The 22712-nt window shown below is 72.8% G+C and carries 15 protein-coding genes; 5 read left to right on the top strand and 10 right to left on the bottom strand.

Annotation, left to right across the window (positions count from 1 at the left end; translation table 11 throughout):
- Window positions 1–50 precede the first annotated feature (50 nt).
- The 4 genes from AF335_RS24245 to tgmC all read left to right on the top strand — a co-directional run bounded on the left by AF335_RS24245 (window position 51) and on the right by tgmC (window position 3759).
- The gene (locus AF335_RS24245) at window positions 51–1190 is read left to right on the top strand and encodes a Fic family protein (protein WP_102920560.1); all 1140 of its coding nucleotides are present in this window, start codon (window positions 51–53) and stop codon (window positions 1188–1190) included.
- 77 nt (window positions 1191–1267) lie between these two features.
- Window positions 1268–1453 carry a DUF397 domain-containing protein gene (locus AF335_RS24240; protein ID WP_102920559.1) on the top strand — a complete coding sequence of 62 codons (186 nt, stop codon included), beginning with the start codon at window positions 1268–1270 and terminating at the stop codon, window positions 1451–1453.
- A 141-nt stretch (window positions 1454–1594) separates the two neighbouring features.
- Window positions 1595–2548: an ATP-grasp ribosomal peptide maturase gene (gene tgmB / locus AF335_RS24235; RefSeq protein ID WP_102920558.1), complete on the top strand. Its 954-nt coding sequence runs from the start codon at window positions 1595–1597 to the stop codon at window positions 2546–2548.
- Window positions 2545–3759, top strand: a complete 1215-nt coding sequence (gene tgmC / locus AF335_RS24230; protein ID WP_184742849.1) for an ATP-grasp peptide maturase system methyltransferase — start codon at window positions 2545–2547, stop codon at window positions 3757–3759. Before tgmB ends, tgmC begins: the two co-directional genes overlap by 4 nt.
- Before the next feature lie 126 nt (window positions 3760–3885).
- Here tgmC and AF335_RS34825 read toward each other — a convergent pair whose 3' ends face one another.
- The 9 genes from AF335_RS34825 to AF335_RS24190 all read right to left on the bottom strand — a co-directional run bounded on the left by AF335_RS34825 (window position 3886) and on the right by AF335_RS24190 (window position 17094).
- Window positions 3886–4125 (bottom strand): hypothetical protein, encoded by a 240-nt coding sequence (locus AF335_RS34825; protein ID WP_170127798.1) that lies wholly within the window; start codon window positions 4123–4125, stop codon window positions 3886–3888.
- A 10-nt stretch (window positions 4126–4135) separates the two neighbouring features.
- Window positions 4136–4390 (bottom strand): hypothetical protein, encoded by a 255-nt coding sequence (locus AF335_RS24220; RefSeq protein WP_102920556.1) that lies wholly within the window; start codon window positions 4388–4390, stop codon window positions 4136–4138.
- A gap of 12 nt (window positions 4391–4402) precedes the next feature.
- Complete coding sequence (locus tag AF335_RS24215; RefSeq protein ID WP_244927137.1) at window positions 4403–6304, bottom strand: S8 family peptidase; 1902 nt, start codon at window positions 6302–6304, stop codon at window positions 4403–4405.
- Window positions 6305–6337: 33 nt separating this feature from the next.
- The gene (locus AF335_RS34820; protein WP_170127797.1) at window positions 6338–6625 is read right to left on the bottom strand and encodes a hypothetical protein; all 288 of its coding nucleotides are present in this window, start codon (window positions 6623–6625) and stop codon (window positions 6338–6340) included.
- Between the two features lie 593 nt (window positions 6626–7218).
- Entirely contained in the window at window positions 7219–9993 is a 2775-nt protein-coding gene (gene glgB, locus AF335_RS24210) for a 1,4-alpha-glucan branching enzyme (protein WP_376697761.1), read from the bottom strand.
- Entirely contained in the window at window positions 9990–11654 is a 1665-nt protein-coding gene (locus AF335_RS24205; protein ID WP_170127796.1) for a maltokinase N-terminal cap-like domain-containing protein, read from the bottom strand. Before AF335_RS24205 ends, glgB begins: the two co-directional genes overlap by 4 nt.
- Window positions 11655–11969: 315 nt before the next feature.
- A complete protein-coding gene (treS, locus tag AF335_RS24200; protein ID WP_102920555.1) occupies window positions 11970–13703 on the bottom strand; it encodes a maltose alpha-D-glucosyltransferase in 1734 nt (577 codons plus the stop codon).
- Window positions 13700–15694: an alpha-1,4-glucan--maltose-1-phosphate maltosyltransferase gene (locus AF335_RS24195; protein WP_102920554.1), complete on the bottom strand. Its 1995-nt coding sequence runs from the start codon at window positions 15692–15694 to the stop codon at window positions 13700–13702. Before AF335_RS24195 ends, treS begins: the two co-directional genes overlap by 4 nt.
- Before the next feature lie 485 nt (window positions 15695–16179).
- Window positions 16180–17094 (bottom strand): helix-turn-helix transcriptional regulator, encoded by a 915-nt coding sequence (locus AF335_RS24190; protein WP_102920553.1) that lies wholly within the window; start codon window positions 17092–17094, stop codon window positions 16180–16182.
- 109 nt (window positions 17095–17203) lie between these two features.
- Here AF335_RS24190 and glgP point away from each other — a divergent pair, with 109 nt between their 5' ends.
- Complete coding sequence (gene glgP, locus AF335_RS24185) at window positions 17204–19831, top strand: alpha-glucan family phosphorylase (protein WP_102920552.1); 2628 nt, start codon at window positions 17204–17206, stop codon at window positions 19829–19831.
- 151 nt (window positions 19832–19982) lie between these two features.
- Here the strand turns inward: glgP and AF335_RS24180 are convergent, their stop codons facing one another.
- Entirely contained in the window at window positions 19983–22265 is a 2283-nt protein-coding gene (locus tag AF335_RS24180) for a M4 family metallopeptidase (protein WP_102920551.1), read from the bottom strand.
- Between the last annotated feature and the right edge of the window lie 447 nt (window positions 22266–22712).

Below are 22712 nucleotides of genomic sequence, written 5' to 3'. Positions count from 1 at the left end.
CGCGTCTGCCGAGGATTGAGTCAATGATACGCAGTAGGTATCATTGATGCATGCTGTATGAGACGCCGCGCCTGGAGCCGGTCGACCTTGAGGTCCTGGAGCAGGTGAACGCGATGCGGGACCAGTTGCGCTTTGCGGTGCAGCAGGTCCCGATGAAGTGGACGCTCGATCTGCGCAAGGCGCTGACGGCGAGCGCGATCGCGGCGTCGAACACGATCGAGGGCTACCGGGTCGATGCCAAGGATGTCGCCGACCTGATGGACGGCGAGCGCGAGGTCGAGGCGAGCGAGGAGAACAAGGCGGAAACCCTGGCCTACCAGCAGGCCATGACCTACATCCAGTCCCTTCACGATGTCGCCGACTTCCGGTACAACAAGGAACTCCTCAACAGCCTGCACTGGATGCTCCAGGGCCACCATCACCCGCTGAAGACCGCCGGCCAGTGGCGCAGGACCTCCATCCGCATCACCGCCCCGGGCGACGAGCTCGCCACCGATTACGAGGGGCCGGACCAGGAGCTGGTCCCCGGTCTGATGAGCGAGTTCGTCGACTGGCTCAACGAAGGCGACCTCGACCACCACGTCCTCGTCCGTGCCGCGATGGCGCACCTGAACCTGGTCAAGATCCATCCGTGGTCGGACGGCAACGGTCGGATGTCCCGCTCGCTGCAGACCCTCCTCATCGCCCGCGGTGGCGTACTGGCCCCCGAGTTCTCCTCGATCGAGGAGTGGCTGGGCATGCCAGGTAACACCTGGGAGTACTACAAGGTGCTCCGCGAGGTCGGCGGCCCCGTCTGGTCACCCCAGCGCGACACCCTGCCGTGGATCAAGTTCAACCTCCTCGCCTACCACCAGCAGGCCCAGCGGGTGCAGCGCCGCGTCGACCGGTCCAACGAGTGCTGGATGCAGCTGATGGACGCCGCCGAGGCAGGCGGGATCACCGAGCGGCAGGTGACCGCCCTGCACGAGGTGGCCATGACGGGCCGTGTCCGGCGCTCGCGCTATGAGAAGGCCGAAGGGCTCAACACGCAGCAGGCCACGCGGGACATGCAAGCCTTGGCCCGTGCCGAGCTGCTGACCGCCGTGGGCCAGACCAAGGGCCGTTACTACGTCGCCGGACCCGCCTTCCCGTCGAACGTACTGGCCACCGCACAGCGGCCGCACACCATCATCAACCCCTACGCCGCGTAGGGACCGCCGGGAACTGTTGGCGCGCGGAGCCCGGCTCCCGGAGAAGCGCCCGTCCGGCCTGCGCGAGGAGGAACACCATGCGGTGGCAGAAATCGTCGTTCTCGACGGACGGCAACGAGTGCATCGAACTCGCACGGTCGGCCGACCATTTCCTCGTACGCGAAAGCGACGCACCGGACATCGTCATCACCACATCCGCCAGGCCACTGCGCGCACTGACACGCAGCCTCACGGCGAACCTGCTCGATCACCCGGCCCGGTGAGCGATCAGCGCCGACAGCCCCTCGTCCCGGCAGGGTGAGGGGCTTCTTCGTGTCCGCCGGGCCCTGTCGACCGCCGCGCACCAACCTGGACAGCCGCAACGACACTGACCACGACCAGGACAGTACTCAGGACTGACGGTCATGGATTCAGGACCCGTGCTGGTGGCCACCGAGGCGGACGATCAAACCGCGGACATGGTGATCACAGAGCTCAATCAACGCGCAGTACCGGTAGTCAGGTTCAACCCCGCTGACATCGGGGAGGACCTCACCATCTCGGCCCGATTCGGCACCTGTCCGGCCGCCCCGGCCGGACAGGTACGCACCCCCTCCGGGGCAATCGACCTCGTCGGCGTTCGGTCGGTGTACTGGCGACGCCCTACCCGGCCCGCCTTCGAACGCCTATCCGAGCCGGATGCCCGCTTCTCCGTCGCGCAGGTACGCCATGGGCTCGGCGGTGTCCTGTACGCGCTGCCGCACTGCCGATACGTCAACCATCCGTTGCGGAACTTCGAGGCCGAGCACAAGCCTCTCCAGCTGGCGGTGGCCCAGCGCATGGGCTTTCGGGTGCCGCCCACACTGATCTCCAACCGGCTCGACGATGCCAGGGCATTCATCACCGCTCACGGCGACGTCGTCTACAAGGCCCTTCGCTGGACGCCCTATCGGAAAGGATCAGTCGGCCTCACAACATGGACTGAACCGGTGGCAGCCGACGAGCTGGACGAGTCGGTGACGGCGGTGCCACACCTGTTCCAGGCGCGGGTCGACAAAGTGGCGGACGTACGCGTCGTGGTCGTGGGATCCCGGGTCTTCCTGGTACGGATCGAATCCGGGCTGCTGGACTGGCGGAAGGACTACAGCGCGCTGCGCTACAGCGTGGCGAGGCTGCCCGGTGCACTGGAAGCAGCGCTGGTCGCCTATCTGGAGCACTTCGGCCTCAGCGGTGGCAGCTTCGACCTCGTCATCGACCGGGCGGGGGACTTCCACTGGCTTGAGCTGAATCCGAATGGCCAGTGGGGTTGGCTGGTGGAGGAGACGGGTCTGCCGCTCATCGGCGCCTTCGCCGATCTGCTCGTACAAGGAGAGTCATGATCCTGCCCGACTCGGCGTCCGACCGCCGCGCCCTCGCCGATCGCCTGCAAGAGCAAGGGGAGTTGGCGCACCCGGCATGGCGGGCAGCGGTCGAGGCCGTACCCCGGGAGCTGTTTCTCCGGCCCGGAGTGTTCCTGCCCACCGACGACGGACGCTGGCAGCCCGTGACCCCGCTCACCACGAAGCCCGAGCAGTGGGTGGGCATCGCCTACAGCGACCAGTCGCTGGTCACCCAGCTCGACGGCCATCTCACGGCCGACCAGGCCGACGGCCCGGTCGCGGGCTTCCCGACCTCCTCCTCCACCGTTCCGGCCACTGTGGTCGCCATGCTTGAGGCCCTGGAAGTCGAGGACGGGCAGAAGGCGCTGGAGATCGGCACCGGAACGGGATATTCGACCGCGTTGATGTGCCACCGGCTCGGTGAGGACGCTGTCACCAGCATCGAGGTCGATCCCGGCGTCGCCGCCCGGGCGGACGCCGCGTTGGAGGCCGCAGGCCAGTCGACCTGGACGGTCACCGGCGACGGCCTGCTGGGTCACCCGAGCCGGGCCCCGTACGACCGGATCATCGCCACCTGCGCCGTCCGCCGGGTCCCCTACACCTGGGTCCGTCAGACCCGCCCCGGCGGGTCGATCCTCGCCACCGTCGGCTCGTGGTCGTACGGCACCGGGCTGGCCAGGCTGACCGTGAGCCCGGACGGCACCGCCGAGGGCCGGATCATCGGCAGGTCCTCCTTCATGCCGGCCCGCGCCCAGGCGCCCGTCCCCCTTTCCGGGGACCTGTCGGCCCGCGCGGCGTATGCCGACAGTGAGCGCAAGGCCACGATCACCCCGGGTGCACTGGACGACTGGATGCCCGCCTTCCTCACCCAGCTCGCGGCTCCCGGCACCCAGCTCCTCCGCGCCGTCACGGGCGACGGAGATGAAACGGTCTATCTGTTCGACACCGAGCGCGAGTCGTTCGCGGCGCTCTCCCCGGACGGCAGCGGCTGGAAGGTCCGGCAAGGCGGGCCCGTGCGCCTCTGGGACGCCGTTGAAGCGGCTGTCGAGGCATGGGACGAGGCGGGCCGACCGGACATCAGCACCGTACGGCTCCATGTCACCGACCGATCGCATACCTACTGGATCGGCGGTCAGCGCATCGCTACCGCCGCTCGCTCCTATTGGATCGGCGAGAAGCCCGCACTGCGCTGGGATCACCGAGTCGTCTGACAGGCTCCGATCCCGCCGCAAGGGGACGGGTACCGGTGAACGACGTGGGTCAGATCGCCGGGCGGGCTGAGTTCCGGCCCGCTCCGAAGCGCCTTCCACGGAAGGACGAGGACGGGACCACCGCCCTCAGCAGCCCACCACCGGTCCGCCCGCGTCCCGCGCCGACGTCCCGTCCCCGGACCCCGCCTCCGCGAGCCCCACCGCCTCCGTCAGCCAGCCCGGCGGCCCCCCGCCGTCGATCGCCGCCCCCGGGTCCGCCGGGGTGCCGCCGGCCGGTGCCCCCGCGTCCCCGGCCGCCTCCGCCGCGGCCACGGCGGGGGGCGCCCCCGCCGCCTCGTCGTCCGCGACCGTGATCGTGACCTTCATGTCCGGCTCCCTAGTTGAGGACCGCGAAGCGGCCTTCGAACTGCAACTGGGCGTTGCTGAGGTTCCGTACCGTCAGCCAGTACGTCACCAGCGTCCCCGAGGCGCGCTCGACCTGGGTCTCCCATTCGAGCTGCGGCGCCCCGGGCTGCGGGCTCGTCGGCATGAAGTACCAGATGACGTGCCATTCCTGCGGCCAGCTGTGGGTGAACCAGCGGCCGGTCTGGCCCGGTGCCAGGGTTCCGGTGAACTGCGTGCCTACGCGCATGCCTGTCTCCTCTCACCAGCCGAGGACCGCGAACCGGGCCTCGAAGTCGACCGGGTCGGTCACGAGGTTGGTCACGTCGATCCAGTACGTCGCGAAGCCGTCGCTCGCCCGCTCGACCCGTACCTTCCAGCCGACCTGCGGGGCGCCGGGGCGCGGGCTGGTCGGCACGACCGTCCACACCACGTGCCAGTGGGCCGGCCAGCTGTGGGTGAACCAGCGCCCGGTACGGCCGCCGGCCAGGGTGCCGCGGAACTGCACGCCCACCCAGGTGGACGTCTGGAGGGCGGTGGGGATCAGCTGCCGCAGGTCCGGCCGGTTGCCGATGCGCTGCGTGGCGGGCCGGCCCGGGGCGTCCTGCTGCGGCGAGCCCGTGGCCCGGAGCAACTCCCGGGAGCGCGCGGGCGACAGCGGGATCCTGCCGTTCGCCCGCAGCACGCCCTGCGCGGCCGCCAGGGCCCCCACGACGATGGGGGAGGCGCTGGACGTGCCGCTGAACCGGTCGGTGTACCAGAGGTCCTCGCTCGTGCCGCCCTGGAGGTCCCCGTAGCCGGTGGTGGTCACCTCGCGGCCCCAGCCCTGGGCGTCCACGCACGCGCCGAAGTTGGAGAAGTCGAGCCGGGACCGGTCCGGGCCGTGGTCCGCCCCGTGCGTGCCCGGAGGCGGTGCCCCCGCGCCGACGAGCACGGCGCCCGAGTCCAGCGCGGTGCGCCGGAACGGGTTACGCCACCAGTCCGGGAAGCCCGCCTGCGGGGTGTCGTAGACGGGGTCGTCCAGGTTCTCCGCGCCGTTGCCCGCGGCCTCGACGACCGTGATGCCCCGGTCGACCGCGTAGCGGATGGCCAGATAGTCGTCCGGCCACCACTCGACGGCGATGAACCCCTGCTGGCCGCTGCCCGTGGCCCGGGGGCCCGGCCGGTGGATCTCCAGCAGGACGATGTCGCCCGGGCCCAGCCGGTCGGCCGCGTTGCGGATCGCGGTCGCCGTCGGGAGGGAGAACGCCGAGGCGCTCGTCACCGCGTCCGGCGCGATCCCGGTGACGCCGAAGGCGTTGACGTCGCCGCCGATCTCCCCGAGCACCGCGGTGCCGTGGTTCACGAAGGCCGTGTCCGTGCTGCCGGTGCCCGAGACGATGCCGCCCTGGTTCCGCAGCAGGTCCTCGTGGGTGAAGCGCCAGCCCCACTCGCAGTCGATCACCCGGACGCCCGCGCCCCGGCCGCCCGGCAGCGTCCAGGCGTAGCGGGCGTCGATCCCGCCCGGCGCGACGTCGAGGTAGCCCTGGCGGGCGGTGAAGTCCGGGGTGACGGGCGGGGCGTCGGCGGCGTCCGGGACCATGTCGTTGAGCGGCGCGCGCCCCTCGGAGCCGGCGGCCCAGGCGGTCCCGGCAGGTCCGTCGGCCGTGCCCGCCGTCTTCCGGACGGCCTTCTTCACCGCCTTCCGCGCCGTCTTCGCGGCCTGCTGGGGGACCGTCTTCGCGGCCCGCTGGACCGCCAGGTCCACGCCGGGCTTGACGTACGCGGCCTCGACCGCCTCCGACGAGCGCAGCCGCTCGGCCAGTTCCTCCAGGCGGTCGGCCGGCGCGGCCACGTGGTGGAAGCGCGCCATCGTGTCGAGGAGGTCGCCGTCCGGGCCGGCCGGACCGCCCGCCGCGATCGTGCCGTCGGGCCGGGCCGCGGCGTCGTCCCCCAAGGCGCGCGCCGCCCGCCGGTCCACGCCGAAGAGCGGCGTGATGAGGACGTCGGGCTCGGCCGCGACCGTGTCGAGGGCGCCCACGGCGACGTCCGCGGTCGCGCCGGTGGCGGTGATCCGCACCCCGGCGCCGGGGCGGGTCACGCACACCAACTCGGGGCGCCCGAAGAGCGATTCGGGCGGGGGCGGCGAGCCGCCGGAATTCTCCGCACCTGAGGACTGGGGCACGGCACTCTCCTCACCGCGTGAAGGGAAGGCGCGTCACGGCGGTCCCGCCTGGGGTTTCACATAGGCGGCCGCGACGTCCGGACGGGCACGCAGCGCCCCGGCGACCGACTCGGCGTCCACCCCGGCGGGCACCTCGACCGTGTGCCAGGCGAGGGCCTCCGGGTCGCCCGCGCCGGGGTGCAGGGGGCGCGAGGTCAGCCCGAACCGCCGCCGCAGCCAGCCGCCGACGTCGTCCCCGGACCCCTCGGGGCCGCCGGACGCCGTGCCGTCGGCCGCGGGAGCGCGCGACGGCGTACGAAGCTGGACCACGACCTCGGCCACCGGGTCACCTCCGACACCCCCGACCCCACGGCTACCGCCGGATCACTGCCCGGCCGACGTTAGTGAAACCGACGTCACCGGCCCGTCACGGCGGCGTCACGGGGCCGCCGTGCGGCGGGCGGGTCCCCGACGCGGCACCGTGCGACCGGGCTTCCCGCCGTCGGCGCGGGGTGGTCGACGAGGCGCGCGCCGCGGCGCTGTCACGCCCGCGGAGCTCGCTCCGGCGGCCGCTCACCCCGGCGCGCGGCCGCCGTGCCGCCTGCGCGCCCCGCCTGCCCGGTGGACGGGTCCCCGGGGGCGTGACCGCGCGCTCGCGGCTTGCCCCTGCCGCACGGTCGCCGTGTCACCCGCGCCTGCCCGGTGGACGGGTCTTCCGGGCGTGACCGTGCGGCTGCTTGTCTGCCCCTGCCCCTGCCGCACAGCCACCGTGCTGCCTGCGCCTGTCCGGCGGGCCCCGGGCGTGACCGTGCGGCCGTTCGCCCGCCCTGCCACCCGCCCGGTGGACGGGTCCCCGGTGCGCCGCCTCGTACCGGATCGCCCCGCCCCCGGCGCACGGTGGTGACAGGCCGCGCGCCGGCATGCCCTGGCCGGTCTCACACCGGCCGGAACCACACCGTCGCCAGCGGTGGCAGCGTCACCGTGACGCTCGCCGGGCGGCCGTGGCTGCGCACCGCCTCCGACTTCACCGGGTCCGCGTGGGTGACCCCGCCGCCGCCGTACCGCTCGGCGTCCGTGTTCAGGTACTCCGCCCACGCGGTGTACCGCGCCGGGACCCCCAGGGTGTAGCCGTGCCGGACCACCGGCGAGAAGTTGCTGACGGCCAGCAGCGGCGAGCCCTCCGCGTCGTAGCGCAGGAAGGCGAAGACGTTGTCCTCGCTCGCGTCGCCGTCCACCCACTCGAAGCCCTCCGGCACGGTGTCCCGCTGCCACAGGGCGGGCTCGGCGCGGTAGGCCGCGTTGAGGTCGCGGACCAGGTCGCGCACGCCCCGGTGGTCGGCCTCCGCGGAGTACGAGGGGTCCAGCAGCCACCAGTCGGGGCCATGGCTCTCGGACCACTCCGCCCCCTGTGCGAACTCCTGCCCCATGAAGAGGAGTTGCTTGCCCGGATGGGCCCACATGAAGCCCAGGTACGCGCGGTGGGTGGCGCGCTGCTGCCACCAGTCGCCCGGCATCTTGGAGACCAGGGCGCGCTTGCCGTGCACCACCTCGTCGTGCGAGATCGGCAGCACGTAGTTCTCGCTGTACGCGTAGATCATGGAGAAGGTCATGTCACCGTGGTGGTACTTCCGGTGGACCGGCTCCTTGGCGACGTAGAGCAGCGAGTCGTGCATCCAGCCCATGTTCCACTTCAGGCCGAAGCCCAGACCCCCGAAGCCGCCGGGGCCCACGTGGTGGGTGGCACGGGTGACGCCGTCCCAGGCGGTGGACTCCTCGGCGATCGTGACGACGCCGGGGCAGCGGCGGTAGACCGTCGCGTTCATCTCCTGGAGGAACGCCACCGCGTCGAGGTTCTCCCGGCCGCCGTGGACGTTCGGCGTCCACTGCCCCGGCTCGCGGGAGTAGTCGAGGTAGAGCATCGACGCCACGGCGTCCACCCGCAGCCCGTCGATGTGGAACTCCTGGCACCAGTGGACGGCGTTCGCCACCAGGAAGTTACGGACCTCCGTGCGGCCGTAGTCGAACTCCAGCGTCCCCCAGTCCGGGTGGGCGGCCCGCTGCGGGTCCCCGGGCTCGTACAGCGGCCGGCCGTCGAACTCCGCCAGCGCCCAGTCGTCCCGGGGGAAGTGCGCAGGCACCCAGTCCATCAGCACCCCGATGCCGGCCGCGTGCAGCGCGTCGACCAGGTACCGGAAGTCGTCGGGCGTGCCCAGGCGCGCGGTCGGGGCGTAGAAGCCGGTGACCTGATAGCCCCACGAGCCGCCGAAGGGGTGCTCGGCGACCGGCATCAGCTCGACGTGGGTGAAGCCCAGGTCCTTGACGTACGCGGGCAGCTGGCCGGCCAGCTGCCGGTAGCTGAGGCCGGGCCGCCAGGACGGCAGGTGTACCTCGTAGACGGAGAAGGGCGCCTCGTGCACGGGCGTGCCCGCCCGGCGGGCCATCCACTCCGCGTCCCGCCAGACGTGGTGCGGGACGTCCACGATCGACGCGGTGGCCGGCGGCGCCTCGGTGCGGCGGGCCATGGGGTCCGCGCGCAGGGTGTGCGAGCCGTCGGGGCGGGTGATCTGGAACTTGTACAGGGCGCCCTCGCCGATGCCCGGCAGGAACAGCTCCCACACCCCGGACGCGCCCAGGGACCGCATCGGGTGGCCCGTGGCGTCCCAGTGGTTGAAGTCGCCGGCCACGCGCACGCCCTGGGCGTTGGGCGCCCAGACCGTGAACCGGGTGCCGGGCGCGCCGCCGTGCGTCATGGGCACCGCGCCGAGCGCCCGCCACAGCTCCTCGTGCCGGCCCTCGCGGATGAGGTGCAGGTCCAGGTCGCCCAGCGCGGGCAGGAAGCGGTACGGGTCCTGGAGCTCCAGCTCCGCGTCGTCGTACGTCACCAGGAGCCGGTAGTCGGGGATCTCCCGCAGCGGGAGCACCCCCGCGAAGAGGCCGTCCCCCTCGTCGTACAGCTCCGCTCGCAAACCGGTGCCGGTGACCGCCACCGAGCGGGCGAACGGGCGCAGGGTCCGGAACGCCACCCCGCCCGGCACGGGGTGCGCGCCGAGCAGCGCGTGCGGGTCGTGGTGCGCGCCGCGCAGCAGCCGTACGCGCTCCTCGTCGCCGAGCGGCTCGGCGGGCCGCACGCCGCGCTTTCCGCTGGGTGCGGTGCGGCGGGGGGCTCCGGCCCCGGTCGGCCGGTCGGCCGGGGAGGGCTCCGGCGCCCCGCCGTCAGGCACAACGCGGTGCGGTGCGGTGACCGGCGACGGGCCGGCCGGGGACGGCTCCGGTGTCTCGCCTCCGGGTGTGGTACGGCGTGGGCCGGCGATGTCCGTGGGCCCGGGTGGCACGTCCGTCGGGGCGGGGCCCGATGCCTCGTCGCCGGGCGCGGGGCGGTCCGCGCCGGTGCTGTCGGCGGCTCCCGTCGGACGGTCGGCCGGGGAGACCGTACGTGGCTCGCCCCCCGCCCCGGCCGCCGCCTCCGGCGCGGCCCGCCGGGGCCGTGCCGTGTCCGGGAGGAAGGTCGCGGGGACTCCGGCCAGGCCGCCGGGGCGTTCGGCGCCCGGCTCGTGCGGCGGTGGGCTGGACGGCGGTCGAGCGGTCACGGGGCGGTCCTCCTCGCGGCCCCGGCCGGTGACCGGGGATCGTGGCTGGTGCGGGTTGCCGGGTTGCCGGGTTGCCGGGTTGCCGGGTTGCCGGGTTGCCGGGTTGCCGGGGCGGCGGGTCATTCGGGTTCCTCATGGTCCGGCCGGCCCGGGGGTCCGGTGGCGCCGCCGGGGCGCTCCGCCGCGGTCGCGGGCGCCTGCCGGTACGCCGCGGCGTCCGCCGGCACGTCCACCGCCGCGTCCGCCGCCGCCCCGGCCCGGGGGTCCGCCAGCCGGCGGATGGCGGACATCGGGACGGGGAGCCAGTCGGGGCGGTGCCGGGCCTCGTAGAGGACCTCGTAGACGGCCTTGTCGGTCTCGTGGGCGCGCAGCAGCCGGGGGTCCTCGCGGGGGTCCTCGCGCACGGTGGCGTAGCCCTCGCAGAACGCGGCGCGGGCCCGGGCCGACCAGGTGGTGGCGGTCGCCCGGCCGACCGCCGCCGCGTAGTCGAAGGAGCGCAGCATGCCGGCGACGTCCCGCGCGGCGGGCTGCGGGCGGCAGCGCTCGGCCAGCGGCCGGGCGGGCTCGCCCTCGAAGTCGATGAGCGCCCACCGGCCGTCCTGGGCCGTGCGCAGCGCCTGTCCCAGGTGCAGGTCGCCGTGGATGCGCTGGGCGCGCCAGGTGCGGCCCGCCCGGCCGAGCGCCGCCAGCTCGTCGTAGGCGGCGCCGAGCGCGGCCCGGTAGGGGCGCAGGGCGGGGACGGCGTCGGCGGCGGCGTCCAGCCGGCGGGTCATCGAGGCGGCCAGGTGTTCGAGCTGGGGGCGGCGCAGGACGACCGTGGGCAGCGCCTCGGCGAGCGCGCCGTGCACCTCGGCGGTGGCGTGGCCGAGAGCGCGGGCGGAGGCGGTGAAGTCCGCCCGCACCGCCAGGGCGCTGAGCGCCAGCTGCCAGCCGTCGGCGGAACCGGGCAGATAGGGCTGGAGCACCCCGAGGGTCATGGGGTCCGCGTCGGCGCCGGGCAGCTCGGCCTCGAACCAGGCGGCGGGCGGCGGCACCCGGTCGCAGGGCGTGCCGGCGAGCGCGCGGGGCAGTTCCAGATCGGGGTTGGTGCCGGGGCAGACGCGGCGGAAGAGCTTGAGGATATACGTTTCGCCGTAGACGACGGAGGAGTTGGACTGCTCGGCGCCGAGCATCTTCGGCGCCAGTCCGGCGGCGATGACGGCGCCCTCCTCGCGGGTGAAGCGCAGGGGGCCGAGCCGGCCGGGCACCCGCAGCCGCTCCAGGAGCAGGGCGGCCAGCCGGGGGTCGGCGAGGCCCTCGTAGACGGCGCGGCCGTGCAGCGGGCCGCCGGCGGGCCGGCCGATGAGGGCGGGCGCGAGGTGCGGCGGCAGGACGTCGTGGACGCCGAGGAGCAGTTGGTAGCAGTCGTCGGTACCGGCGTGCACGGCGGGGCCGGCGGCTCCGGAGGGGCCCGGGGCGCCCGGGTGGCCGGTGGGGGAGCCGGGCTGCTGGGCCCGGACGAGGAGGTGGAGCAGGCCCGGTGCGGAGCCACCGGTGGTGTGGGGGAGCAGCTCGGTGGCCGCGACGAGGGTGAAGCCGGTGATCGGGCGGCCCTTTCCCGCGAACCACCGCTGACCGGGCAGCCACTCGGAGAGCAGCGGCACCAGCGAGCCGAGCAGTCCCGACCCGTCGGCCTCCGGCCGCGGCACGGCCGTGGCCGATCCGGCGCGGACCGAGGACAGCAGTGGTCCGGGGGGCGTCCCCCGGCGGGTGGCCCCCCGGCGGGACGGTGCAGCGTCCGACATGGCGTCGCGTCCTTTCCCCGGGCACACGACAGGTAGGGCAAAGTGTCCCGGATTGCGGCTTTGACCGGTGCGCGGTGCGGGACGTGTCGGGCGAGGATCGTCCGTACGGTCAGCCCCAGCGGCCTCTGCATGCGGTACGTGCGATGCGTGCGGTGCTAGCGGTGCGTGCGGGTGGCGGTCGGTGCGGCCGCCGCGGCGGATCCGAGCGGTGGCGATCCGGTCGGCCCGGCCCGTGCGTAGTAGTGAGGGTTCCCAGGCTTCGGAAGGGAAAACCGCCCGTGCGCGGCCGATCGGGACGCGCACGGGGTTCCGCTCTCAGTGCCCGGCCGGCGGCGGCGCGCCGTGGCGCAGCCGGAACCAGTAGAAGCCGTGGCCGGCCAGGGTGAGCAGATACGGCAGCTCGCCGATGGCCGGGAAGCGCACTCCACCGATGAGCTCGACCGGGTGGCGGCCGCTGAACATCTGGAGGTCAAGTTCGGTCGGCTGTGCGAAACGGGAGAAATTGTTGACGCACAGGACCAGGTCGTCGTCCCGCTGCCCGGGCACGCGGACCTCGCGCAGGAAGGCGAGCACGGCGGGGTTGCTGGAGGCCAGCTCGGTGTACGAGCCGAGTCCGAAGGCGGGGTTCTGCTTCCGGATCTCGATCATGCGGCGCGTCCAGTGCAGCAGCGAGGAGGGGCTGCTCATGGCGGCTTCGACATTGGTGACCTGGTAGCCGTAGACCGGGTCCATGATGGTCGGCAGATACAGCCGCCCGGGGTCGCAGGAGGAGAAGCCGGCGTTCCGGTCGGGCGTCCACTGCATCGGGGTGCGGACCCCGTCGCGGTCGCCGAGCCAGATGTTGTCGCCCATCCCGATCTCGTCGCCGTAGTAGAGGATCGGTGAGCCGGGCAGTGACAGCAGCAGCGCGGTGAACAGCTCGATCTGATTGCGGTCGTTGTCGAGCAGCGGGGCCAGCCGGCGCCGGATGCCGATGTTGGCGCGCATCCGCGGATCCTTGGCGTACTCCGCGTACATGTAGTCGCGCTCTTCGTCCGTGACCATTTCGAGGGTGAGCTCGTCGTGGTTGCGCAGGAAGACGCCCCACTGGCAGCCGGAGGGGATGGCCGGCGTCTTGGCCAGGATCTCCGAGACCGGATAGCGGGATTCCCGCCGGACGGCCATGAAGATGCGGGGCATCACGGGGAAGTGGAACGCCATATGGCATTCGTCGCCGCCCGCGGCGTAGTCGCCGAAGTAGTCGACGACGTCCTCGGGCCACTGGTTGGCCTCGGCCAGCAGCACCGTGTCCGGGTAGTGGGCGTCGATCTCGGCCCGGACGCGCTTGAGGAACTCATGGCTGCGCGGCAGGTTCTCGCAGTTGGTGCCCTCCTCGGCGAAGAGGTACGGCACCGCGTCCAGCCGGAAGCCGTCGATGCCGAGGTCCAGCCAGAACCGGAGGGCGGCCAGGATCTCCTCCTGCACGGCCGGGTTCTCGTAGTTCAGGTCCGGCTGGTGGGAGAAGAAGCGGTGCCAGTAGTACTGCTTGCGCACCGGGTCGAAGGTCCAGTTCGAGGACTCGGTGTCCACGAAGATGATCCGCGCGTCCTGGTACTGCTTGTCGTCGTCGGCCCAGACGTAGTAGTCGCCGTACGGGCCGTCGGGGTCCGTACGGGACTGCTGGAACCACTCGTGCTGATCGCTCGTATGGTTCATGACAAAATCGATGATGACGCGCATGCCCCGCTGGTGCGCGGCGTCCACGAACTCCACGAAGTCGGCGAGGTCGCCGAACTCCGGCAGCACCGCGGTGTAGTCCGAGACGTCGTAACCGCCGTCGCGCAGGGGGGACTGGAAGAACGGCGGCAGCCAGAGGCAGTCGACGCCCAGCCACTGCAGGTAGTCCAGCTTGGCCGTCAGACCCTTGAGGTCGCCGATGCCGTCGCCGTCGCTGTCCTGGAAGGACCGCACGAGCACTTCGTAGAAGACGGCGCGCTTGAACCAGTCGGGATCCAGGTCCTTGGCGGGGGTGTCCTCGAACGTGTCGTGGACGGGCTCATTGACGATCATGGTGTGGGTGACCCTCCGATCGGTGAGGACGGTCGCAGGGAGAACACGTGCGCGGGCGCGATGGAACGGCCCGGCTCCAGGCGCACATAGTTGTCCCTGCCCCAGTGATAGGTCTCTCCGGTGAGCTCGTCGCGCACCGGGACGGACTCGTGCCAATCGAGGCCGAGTTCCGGCATGTTCAACGAGACCGTGGCCTCCTGGGTGTGGTGGGGGTCGAGGTTGACGACCGTGAGGACGCACGAGCCGCCGGCCCGCTTGGAGTAGGCGATGACGGCGTCGTTGTCGGCGTCGTGGAAGCGCAGGTTGCGCAGCCGGCGCAGCGCGGGCTGGCGCCGCCGCAGCCGGTTCAGCAGGGTCAGCAGCGGGGCGAGGCTGCGCCCCGCGCGCTCGGCCGCCGCCCAGTCCCTCGGGCGCAGCTGGTACTTCTCGGAGTCCAGGTACTCCTCGCTGCCCGGCCGCACCGGGGTGTTCTCGCACAGCTCGTAGCCGGCGTAGACGCCCCAGGAGGGGGAGAGCGTGGCGGCGAGCACGGCTCGGATCTCGAAGGCCGCCCGGCCGCCGTCCTGGAGGTAGGCGTGCAGGATGTCAGGGGTGTTGACGAAGAGGTTGGGGCGCATGGAGGCGGCCGCCTCGCCCGACAGCTCGGTGAGGTAGTCGGTGAGTTCGTGCTTGCCGTTGCGCCAGGTGAAGTAGGTGTAGGACTGCTGGAAGCCGACCGCGCCGAGGGCGCGCATCATCGCGGGCCGGGTGAACGCCTCGGCGAGCAGGACCACGTCCGGGTCGGTGCGGCCCAGCTCGGCGATGACCTTCTCCCAGAAGGCCACCGGCTTGGTGTGCGGGTTGTCGACCCGGAAGATCCGGACGCCGTGGCCCATCCAGAAGCGCAGCACCCGCAGCGTCTCCCGGACGATCCCGTCGAAATCCTCGTCGAACGCCAGGGGGTAGATGTCCTGGTACTTCTTCGGCGGGTTCTCGGCGTGCGCGATGGTGCCGTCGGCGCGGTGGTGGAACCACTCGGGGTGCTTGAGGACCCAGGGGTGCTCGGGGGAGCACTGGAGCGCCAGGTCCAGCGCCACCTCCATGCGCAGCTCGCGCGCCCGTGTCACGAAGTGGTCGAAGTCCTCGAAGGTGCCGAGGTCCGGATGGAGCGCGTCGTGGCCGCCGTCCGCGGAGCCGATCGCCCAGGGGCTCCCGACGTCGTACGGGCCCGCCGTCAGGGAGTTGTTGGGGCCCTTGCGGAAGGCGGTGCCGATGGGGTGCACGGGAGGCAGATAGACGACGTCGAAGCCCATCGCCGCGATGGCCGGCAGCCGCTCCGCCGCCGTCCGGAACGTACCGCTGACGGGCGGCCCGGCCGGCGGCAGCAGCGCGCCCTCCGAGCGGGGGAACAGCTCGTACCAGGAGCCGAAGAGGGCCCGCTCGCGCTCCACCAGCACCGGCACCGAGCGGCTGGTGGTGACCAGCTCGCGCAGCGGGTGGGCGGTCAGCGCGGCCGAGACGGCGGGCGCGAGGGCCGCCGAGAGCCGGGCCGCGGCCGGCCGGCCGGCGTCCCGCAGCGCGTCGACCGCCGCCAGCACGACCTCCCGGCCCTCGTTCTTGGGCACCCCGGCGGCGGCCCGCTCATGGAGCAGGGCGCCCTCCTCCAGGACCAGTTCGGTGTCGATGCCGGCCGGGATCTTGATGCCCGCCTGGTGCCGCCAGCTCGCCACCGGATCGCCCCACGCCTCCACCGCGTAGGTCCAGCGGCCCTCGGTGCCGGGCGTCACCTCGGCGCCCCAGCGGTCGGTGCCGGGCGCCAGCTCCCGCATCGGCGTCCACGGACCGCACCGGCCCGCGGCATCGCGCAGCACCACATTGGCACCCAGCGCGTCATGGCCCTCGCGGAACACGGTGGCGGTGACCTGGAAGGTCTCGCCGGCCACCGCTTTGACGGGCCTGCGACCGCAGTCCACGAGCGGGCCGAGGTCCAGGACGGGGATGCGACCGATCATGGGATCACCTGGAGGTTCGACGGAATCGGGCGGCCTTACGGGTTCGGTTCTTTCTATCTGCTCCGTCGGCGACCGGCCGGGCGCGAGCATGACCGCTCCCGTCCGCTTTCACCCGGGTGGGTGCGGAGGAGATGCGGAGACGGCGGGATCGTGCGACGGGGTGCTGGAGGAGGGGCCGATACGGCTGACGCGTGACTTCCCTGCATACCGATGGAGCTTTCCCACCGGTCCCGGCCGGGCATGCCCGCCCCGGGGGAACTACCGGTGCGTAGTTCCCCTGGCACCGTGTGGGGAGGACGGACGGCACGCCGTCACTCGTATGAAGTCTCCTCGTTGAGCCGATCGTGTGCAATGAGCGAAAAGGGGGTAAGCGGCGGCCGGACGGGGTAACGCCCGCCCGGAACCGCTGCGGAAGGCCGTAGTTTCCCTTCGGCCGCCGCCGACCCGTGCGTACGCGTGGCGTATTTCCGGGTCGGCCGTCTGCATCAGCCGATGATCCGCTCCGGGATGTCCTCACCCGCGTACGGTCCACCATGCGGACGCGGAGCGCCCGTCTCCGAGACGGCCGCGGCCAGCAGCCGCAGCGCCGCCTCCGACGGGGAGCCGGGTTCCGCGCTGAACGCCAGCAGCCCCTGGCCCCCGGTGTCCGGCAGCCGCATCATCTCGAACTCCAGCGCCATCGTCCCCACCAGCGGATGGTGGAAGACCTTCGTCCCCGAGGTGCAGGCCCGCACCGGGTGCCGCGCCCACAGCGCCGCGAACTCCTCGCTCCGCATGGAGAGTTCACCGATCAGCTCCGCCAGCCGCCGGTCCTCCGGATGGGCGCCGGCCGCCAGCCGCAGCGAGGAGACCGCCCGCCCCGCCTCCTCCTCCCAGCGCGGATAGAGCTCCCTCGCGTGGTCGTCCAGGAACAGCATCCGCTGGGTGTTGGGCCGCTCCTCCGGCCGTCCGGGCGCGTCGGCGTCGGCGTGCCCCGCCAGCAGGGCGTGGCCCAGCGGGTTCCAGGCCAGCACGTCGTAGCGCAGGTCCAGCACCAGCGCCGGCGTGCCCATCGCCGCCACCAGCTGCCGCACCCCCGCCCCCGCGCTCTGCGGCCGCGCGGCCGGCCGCCGGCCCGCCCGGCCCGGCCGGGCCAGGTTCCGCAGGTGCGCGTGCTCGTCCGGGGTCAGCCGCAGCGCCCGCGCCAGGGCGTCCAGCACCCCGTCCGAGGCGTTCCCCGACTGCCCCTGCTCCAGCCTGGTGTAGTACGCGACGCTCACCCCCGCCAGCTGCGCCAGCTCCTCGCGCCGCAGCCCCGGCACGCGCCGGCTCTTCCCGTACGCCACCAGGCCCACGTCCTCCGGCTGGAGGCGGGCCCGGCGCGTACGGAGGAAATCTCCCAACTCCGCAGGTGTGTCCATGCGCCCCAGTCAACCTCACGCGCCGCGGCGCCCGCCTGCCCCTGTCAGGGTCAGGCGGTTGCGTCCAACACGCGGAAACCGGGGCCGCCGCGCCGCTACCTTCGTGAGGGTGAAGGCCATTCGTCGATTCAGTGTGCGCCCCGTCCTTCCGGAGCCCCTACGACCGCTCAGCGAGCTGGCGCGCAATCTGCGCTGGTCCTGGCACCCCGAGACCCGTGAGCTCTTCCAGGCCGTCGACCCCGAGGGCTGGCGGGCCGCCGCCGGCGACCCGCTGCGGCTGCTGGGCGCCGTGCCCGCCACCCGGCTGGCCGCCCTCGCCGAGGACCGCCGCTTCCGGCGGCGGCTCGCCGCGGCGGCCGACGACCTGCACGACTATCTGACCGGTCGGCGCTGGTACCAGGAACAGCCCGAAGGACTGCCCGCCGCCGTCGCCTACTTCTCGCCCGAGTTCGGCATCACCGCCGCCCTCCCGCAGTACAGCGGCGGCCTCGGCATCCTCGCCGGGGACCACCTGAAGTCCGCCAGCGACCTCGGCGTCCCCCTCATCGGCGTCGGGCTGCTCTACCGCCACGGCTACTTCCGCCAGTCCCTCTCCCGCGAGGGCTGGCAGCAGGAGCACTACCCCCTGCTCGACCCCAACGAGCTCCCGCTCTCCCTGCTCCGCGAGCCCGACGGCACCCCCAGCCGCGTCACCCTCGCCCTCCCCGGCGGCCGCTCCCTGCTCGCCTACATCTGGCAGGCCCGCGTCGGCCGGGTGCCCCTGCTGCTCCTCGACTCCGACGTGGAGGAGAACGCCCCCGGCGAGCGCGAGGTCACCGACCGGCTCTACGGGGGCGGCGGCGAGCACCGGCTGCTCCAGGAGATGCTCCTGGGCATCGGCGGGGTGCGCGCGGTACGCACGTACTGCCGGCTGACCGGCCACGCCGAACCCGAGGTGTTCCACACCAACGAGGGCCACGCAGGCTTCCTCGGCCTGGAGCGCATCCGCGAACTCGTGGCGCGCGGGGCGGGCTTCGACGGCGCGCTGGAGTGCGTCCGGGCCGGCGCCGTCTTCACCACGCACACCCCTGTGCCCGCCGGCATCGACCGCTTCGACCGCGAGCTCGTCGCCCGGCACTTCGGCGCCGGCGGGGAGCTGCCCGGCATCGATGTCGAGCGGGTGCTCGAACTGGGCCTGGAGACCTACCCCGGCGGCGAGCCCAACCTCTTCAACATGGCCGTGATGGGCCTGCGCCTCGCCCAGCGGGCCAACGGGGTCTCCACCCTGCACGGCCAGGTCAGCCGGCAGATGTTCGCCGGCCTCTGGCCGGGCTTCGACCCCGAGGAGGTGCCGATCACCTCCGTCACCAACGGGGTGCACGCCCCCACCTGGGTCGCCCCCGAGGTGCTCCGGCTCGGCGCCCGGCAGATCGGCGCCGGCCGCGCCGAGGACGCCCTGACCATCGGCGGATCGCAGCGCTGGGACGCCGTCGCCGGCATCTCCGACGCCGACGTCTGGGAGCTCCGCCGCACCCTGCGCGAGCAGCTGGTGGAGGAGGTCCGCGAGCGGCTGCGCGCCTCCTGGCGGGAGCGCGGCGCCGGCACCGCCGAGCTCGGCTGGATCGACGGCGTGCTCGACCCCGACGTCCTCACCATCGGCTTCGCCCGCCGCGTCCCGTCCTACAAACGCCTCACCCTGATGCTCCGCGACCGCGACCGGCTGATGGAGCTGCTGCTCCACCCCGAGCGGCCGATCCAGATCGTCGTCGCGGGCAAGGCCCACCCGGCGGACGACAGCGGCAAGCGCCTGGTGCAGGAGCTCGTGCGGTTCGCCGACGACCCGCGCGTGCGCCACCGCGTCGTCTTCCTGCCCGACTACGGCATGGCCATGGCCCAGAAGCTCTACCCGGGCTGCGACGTCTGGCTCAACAACCCGCTGCGCCCGCTGGAGGCGTGCGGCACCTCGGGCATGAAGGCCGCGCTCAACGGCTGTCTCAACCTCTCGGTGCTCGACGGCTGGTGGGACGAGTGGTTCGAACCGGACTTCGGCTGGGCGATCCCCACGGCCGACGGCACGGCCACGGACGAGAACCGCCGCGACGACCTGGAGGCGGCGGCCCTCTACGACCTGCTGGCCGAGCGGGTCGCCCCGCGCTTCTACGACCGGGGGGCCGGCGGGCTGCCCGGCCGCTGGATCGAGATGGTCCGCCGGACCCTGGCCACCCTGGGCCCCAAGGTGCTCGCCGGGCGGATGGTGCGCGAGTACGTGGACCGGCTGTACGCCCCCGCCGCCGAGGCCCAGCGGGCGCTGAACCCGGACGCGGCCCGGGAGCTCGCCGGCTGGAAGGCCCGGGTGCGGGACGCCTGGCCCGGGGTCGCCGTGGACCATGTGGAGGCGGTGGCGGACACGGCCCTGAACGGCACGGCCGAGCTGGGCTCCACGGTCTCGCTGCGGGTGAGCGTGACGCTCGGCGCCCTGGACCCGGCGGATGTCGAGGTCCAGGCCGTGGCCGGGCGGGTCGACCCCTCCGACCGGCTCAGCCGCACCAGCACCTTCCCGCTCAAACCCACCGCGGGCCCGGGCACCGACGGCCGCCGGATCTACGAGGGCCCGCTCACCCTCGACCGCGCCGGCCCCTTCGGCTACACCGTCCGGATCCTGCCCGCGCACCGGCTGCTGGCCAGCGGCGCGGAGCTGGGGCTGGTCACCCTGCCGTCGGAGGCGACGGACCGGGCCTCGGGGGTGCTGCTGCGCTGACGTAGTGAGGCGCCGTCCGGGGGAGGTGAACTCACCCCGGACGGCGCCTGGTTCATGCGGTGCCGTGCCGTGTCCGGTCAGCGGGGGCGGGGGGAGGGATCGCGGTGCAGCGCGGCGTGGTCGTCCGCGCCGGCCCGCTCCCGCCGGTCGCTCAGAAGCTCAGCTTCCAGCTGTTGACCGTGCCCTCGTCGCCGGAGTAGACGTCCTGGACCTGGAGCTTCCAGGTGCCGCTCGCGGAGACGCCGGAGGCGTCGACGGTGTAGCTCTCCTTGACGTCCTCGGCGGAGTCCCACGGGTCGGAGCCCTTGAGCGCCCAGGACTTGCCGTCCGGGGCCACCAGGTCGATCTTGAGGTCACCGCGGTAGGTGTGCGTGATGTTCACGTCCACCTTCAGCGCCGCGGAGCCGTTGCCGCTGCGCGTCACGACGATCGGCGAGGTGACCGCGGAGCCCGCGTCCGGGATCGCCACCGGGGTGGTGTTCTCGAAGACGCTGCCGCCGCCCGTGGTGTTCACGGTCCACTTGAAGGACGACGTGCCGGTCTGGCCGGCCGAGTCCTTCACCGTCACGGTCACGTCGCTGGTGCCGGTGGCCGTGGGGGTGCCGGAGATCAGACCGGTCGAGGAGTTGATCGACAGGCCGGCGGGCAGGCCCGTGGCCGAGTAGGTCAGCGCGCCGCCGCTGGAGCTCGACGCCTTGATCTGGAGCTGTACGGCGGTGTTCACGATGCTGGTCTGGTCGCCGGGGGCGGTGACCGAGACTCCGGTGGAGGCCCGGCTGCCGACGTTGATCGCGGCCCAGGCGTTGGCGGCGTTGTTGTACGTCTCGCTGCCCACGCCGAAGAGCTCGCCGGCGGCCCACAGCGTCGCGTCGCGCGCGCCCGCGTAGTTGGTGTTGGACTGCATGCGCTGGGTCAGCGCCTTGAACCAGATCTTGGCGGCGTTGTCCCGGCCGATGCCGGTGACGGGCTTGCCGTCGGAGGTCGGGGAGTCGTAGGAGACGCCGTTGACGACCTTCTGCCCGCTGCCCTCGGAGGCCAGGTAGAACCAGTGGTTGGCCGGGCCCGAGGAGTAGTGCACGTCGATGGAGCCGATGCCCGAGTACCAGGCGTCCTTGGAACGGGTGTCCTTGCTGGGCTTGTCCATGTAGCGCAGCGGGGTGCCGTTGCCATTGATGTCGATCTTCTCGCCGACCAGGTAGTCGCCGGGGTCGCTGGGGTTGTTGGCCCAGAACTCCACGGCCGCGGCGAAGATGTCCGAGGTGGCCTCGTTGAGGCCGCCGGACTCACCGCTGTAGGTGAGGTTGGCGGTGGCCGAGGTGACGCCGTGCGTCATCTCGTGCGCGGCCACGTCGATCGAGGTCAGCGGCTTGTTGTTGCCGGTGCCGTCGCCGTAGGTCATGCAGAAGCACTGGTCCTGCCAGAAGGCGTTCACATAGGCGTTGCCGTAGTGGACCCGGCTGTACGCGCCCTGGCCGTCGCCCCTGATGCCGCTGCGGCCGTGCACGTTCTTGTAGTAGTCCCAGGTCAGCTGCGCGCCGTACTGGGCGTCCACGCCGGCCGTGGCCGGGTCGCCGGTCGTGCCGTTGCCCCAGGTGTCGTCGGCGTCGGTGAAGAGCGTGCCGGTGCCGGACGTGCCGCGGTTGAGGTTGTAGGTCTTGTGACCGCCGCGCGAGGTGTCGTTGAGCTGGAACGACGGGGCGGACCCCGAGGTGCCGATGGTGACCTTGCCGCTGTACTGGCTGTTGCCGATGCCCTGCTTGACGCCCTGGAACTGGAAGAGCTTCTTACCGGTCCGCGCGTCCGTGATGACGTGCAGCTCGTTCGGGGTCCCGTCGTCCTGGAGGCCGCCGACCACGGTCTCGTAGGCGAGGACGGGCGTGCCGTCGGCCGCCCAGATCACCTTGCGCGGCGCCCGTTCCGCCTTGGTGGCCTTGGAGCCCTGCGCCTGCGCGGCCTTGACCGCGTCCTTCTCGGCGGTGCCCGCGGCGAAGGAGGCGCTGGTCGTCGGCACCGCGAGGCGCGCCTTGGTCGCCTTGGCGACGGTCTTGGGCGTGCCGCCCTTGGTGGCGTCGACGACGAGGTCGCCGCCGAGCACCGGCAGACCGTCGTAGGTGCGCTCGTAGCGGGTGTGGAGCGTGCCGTTGACGTCCTTGCTGATGTCCCGGACGACCAGCTGCTCCTTGGCGCCGAGGCCCAGGGTCTTCGCGGTCTGCGCCTTCGTGGCGTTCGCGTCGCGGATCAGCTCGGCGCGCTGCGAGGGGGAGAGCTTGACGGGCAGGGCGCCCGGGTCGGCCTTGGCGACGAGGGTGCGGCCGTTGCCCGTGTCGTCGGTGCGGGCGGTGGCGGGACCGGTCTGCACGCCGACGGCCAGCATCGCCGTCACGGCGACCAGCGCGCCGGTGGCGACTGCGCGCCGATGGGGGGTGGGTCTCACGCTGACTCCTTCTGCGGTGACCACGGTGGGCGTGGCCGGAGGCGGCCGGACGGCGAACTGGCCGTCCGGGCAGAGCGAGGCAGAACACGTGGAACGTCCCCGGACACGGTGGGCCGCCCGGCGCTGTCGGGCACTCGGGAGGGGCCAACGGGAGCGGGGGGTGTGGGGGCCGGTACGGGCCGAGACGGCGGGACCGAGACGGCGAGGCCGATAAGGAGATATGGAGGTAGGCCGGCGCCCGGCCGTGGTGCCGTGGGGAAGCCGTGCGTCGGTGGAGGGAAGAGTGCCACCGCGGGCATGTACGTGTCAGGAGTGCGGCGGCAAGTTGGCCAAAATCCGTCCGTTGACGAAAGAACGTGGTCCGCATAGCGGTGCATGACCGCCGGGAGCGGTCGCGATCGCCGCTGCCAGCGCGTACCCGCGGTTGCGACGGGAACGCGGAAGTCC

It is taken from the genome of Streptomyces eurocidicus (genome assembly GCF_002891295.1).
GTDB lineage: Bacteria > Actinomycetota > Actinomycetes > Streptomycetales > Streptomycetaceae > Streptomyces > Streptomyces eurocidicus.
The sequence above is the reverse complement of the archived record's forward strand: the minus strand, read 5'-3'. Positions and strand labels throughout refer to the sequence as shown.

Excerpts from the sequence above, each read along its gene's own strand:
- tgmC (WP_184742849.1), top strand. The coding sequence starts at position 2,545 with ATGATCCTGCCCGACTCGGCGTCCGACCGCCGCGCCCTCGCCGATCGC.
- AF335_RS24190 (WP_102920553.1), bottom strand. The coding sequence starts at position 17,094 with ATGGACACACCTGCGGAGTTGGGAGATTTCCTCCGTACGCGCCGGGCC.
- glgB (WP_376697761.1), bottom strand. The coding sequence starts at position 9,993 with ATGACCCGCCGCCCCGGCAACCCGGCAACCCGGCAACCCGGCAACCCG.
- AF335_RS34825 (WP_170127798.1), bottom strand. The coding sequence starts at position 4,125 with ATGAAGGTCACGATCACGGTCGCGGACGACGAGGCGGCGGGGGCGCCC.
- AF335_RS24240 (WP_102920559.1), top strand. The coding sequence starts at position 1,268 with ATGCGGTGGCAGAAATCGTCGTTCTCGACGGACGGCAACGAGTGCATC.
- AF335_RS24205 (WP_170127796.1), bottom strand. The coding sequence starts at position 11,654 with ATGTCGGACGCTGCACCGTCCCGCCGGGGGGCCACCCGCCGGGGGACG.
- AF335_RS24245 (WP_102920560.1), top strand. The coding sequence starts at position 51 with ATGCTGTATGAGACGCCGCGCCTGGAGCCGGTCGACCTTGAGGTCCTG.
- AF335_RS24220 (WP_102920556.1), bottom strand. The coding sequence starts at position 4,390 with ATGCGCGTAGGCACGCAGTTCACCGGAACCCTGGCACCGGGCCAGACC.
- AF335_RS24195 (WP_102920554.1), bottom strand. The coding sequence starts at position 15,694 with ATGATCGGTCGCATCCCCGTCCTGGACCTCGGCCCGCTCGTGGACTGC.
- tgmB (WP_102920558.1), top strand. The coding sequence starts at position 1,595 with ATGGATTCAGGACCCGTGCTGGTGGCCACCGAGGCGGACGATCAAACC.
- treS (WP_102920555.1), bottom strand. The coding sequence starts at position 13,703 with ATGATCGTCAATGAGCCCGTCCACGACACGTTCGAGGACACCCCCGCC.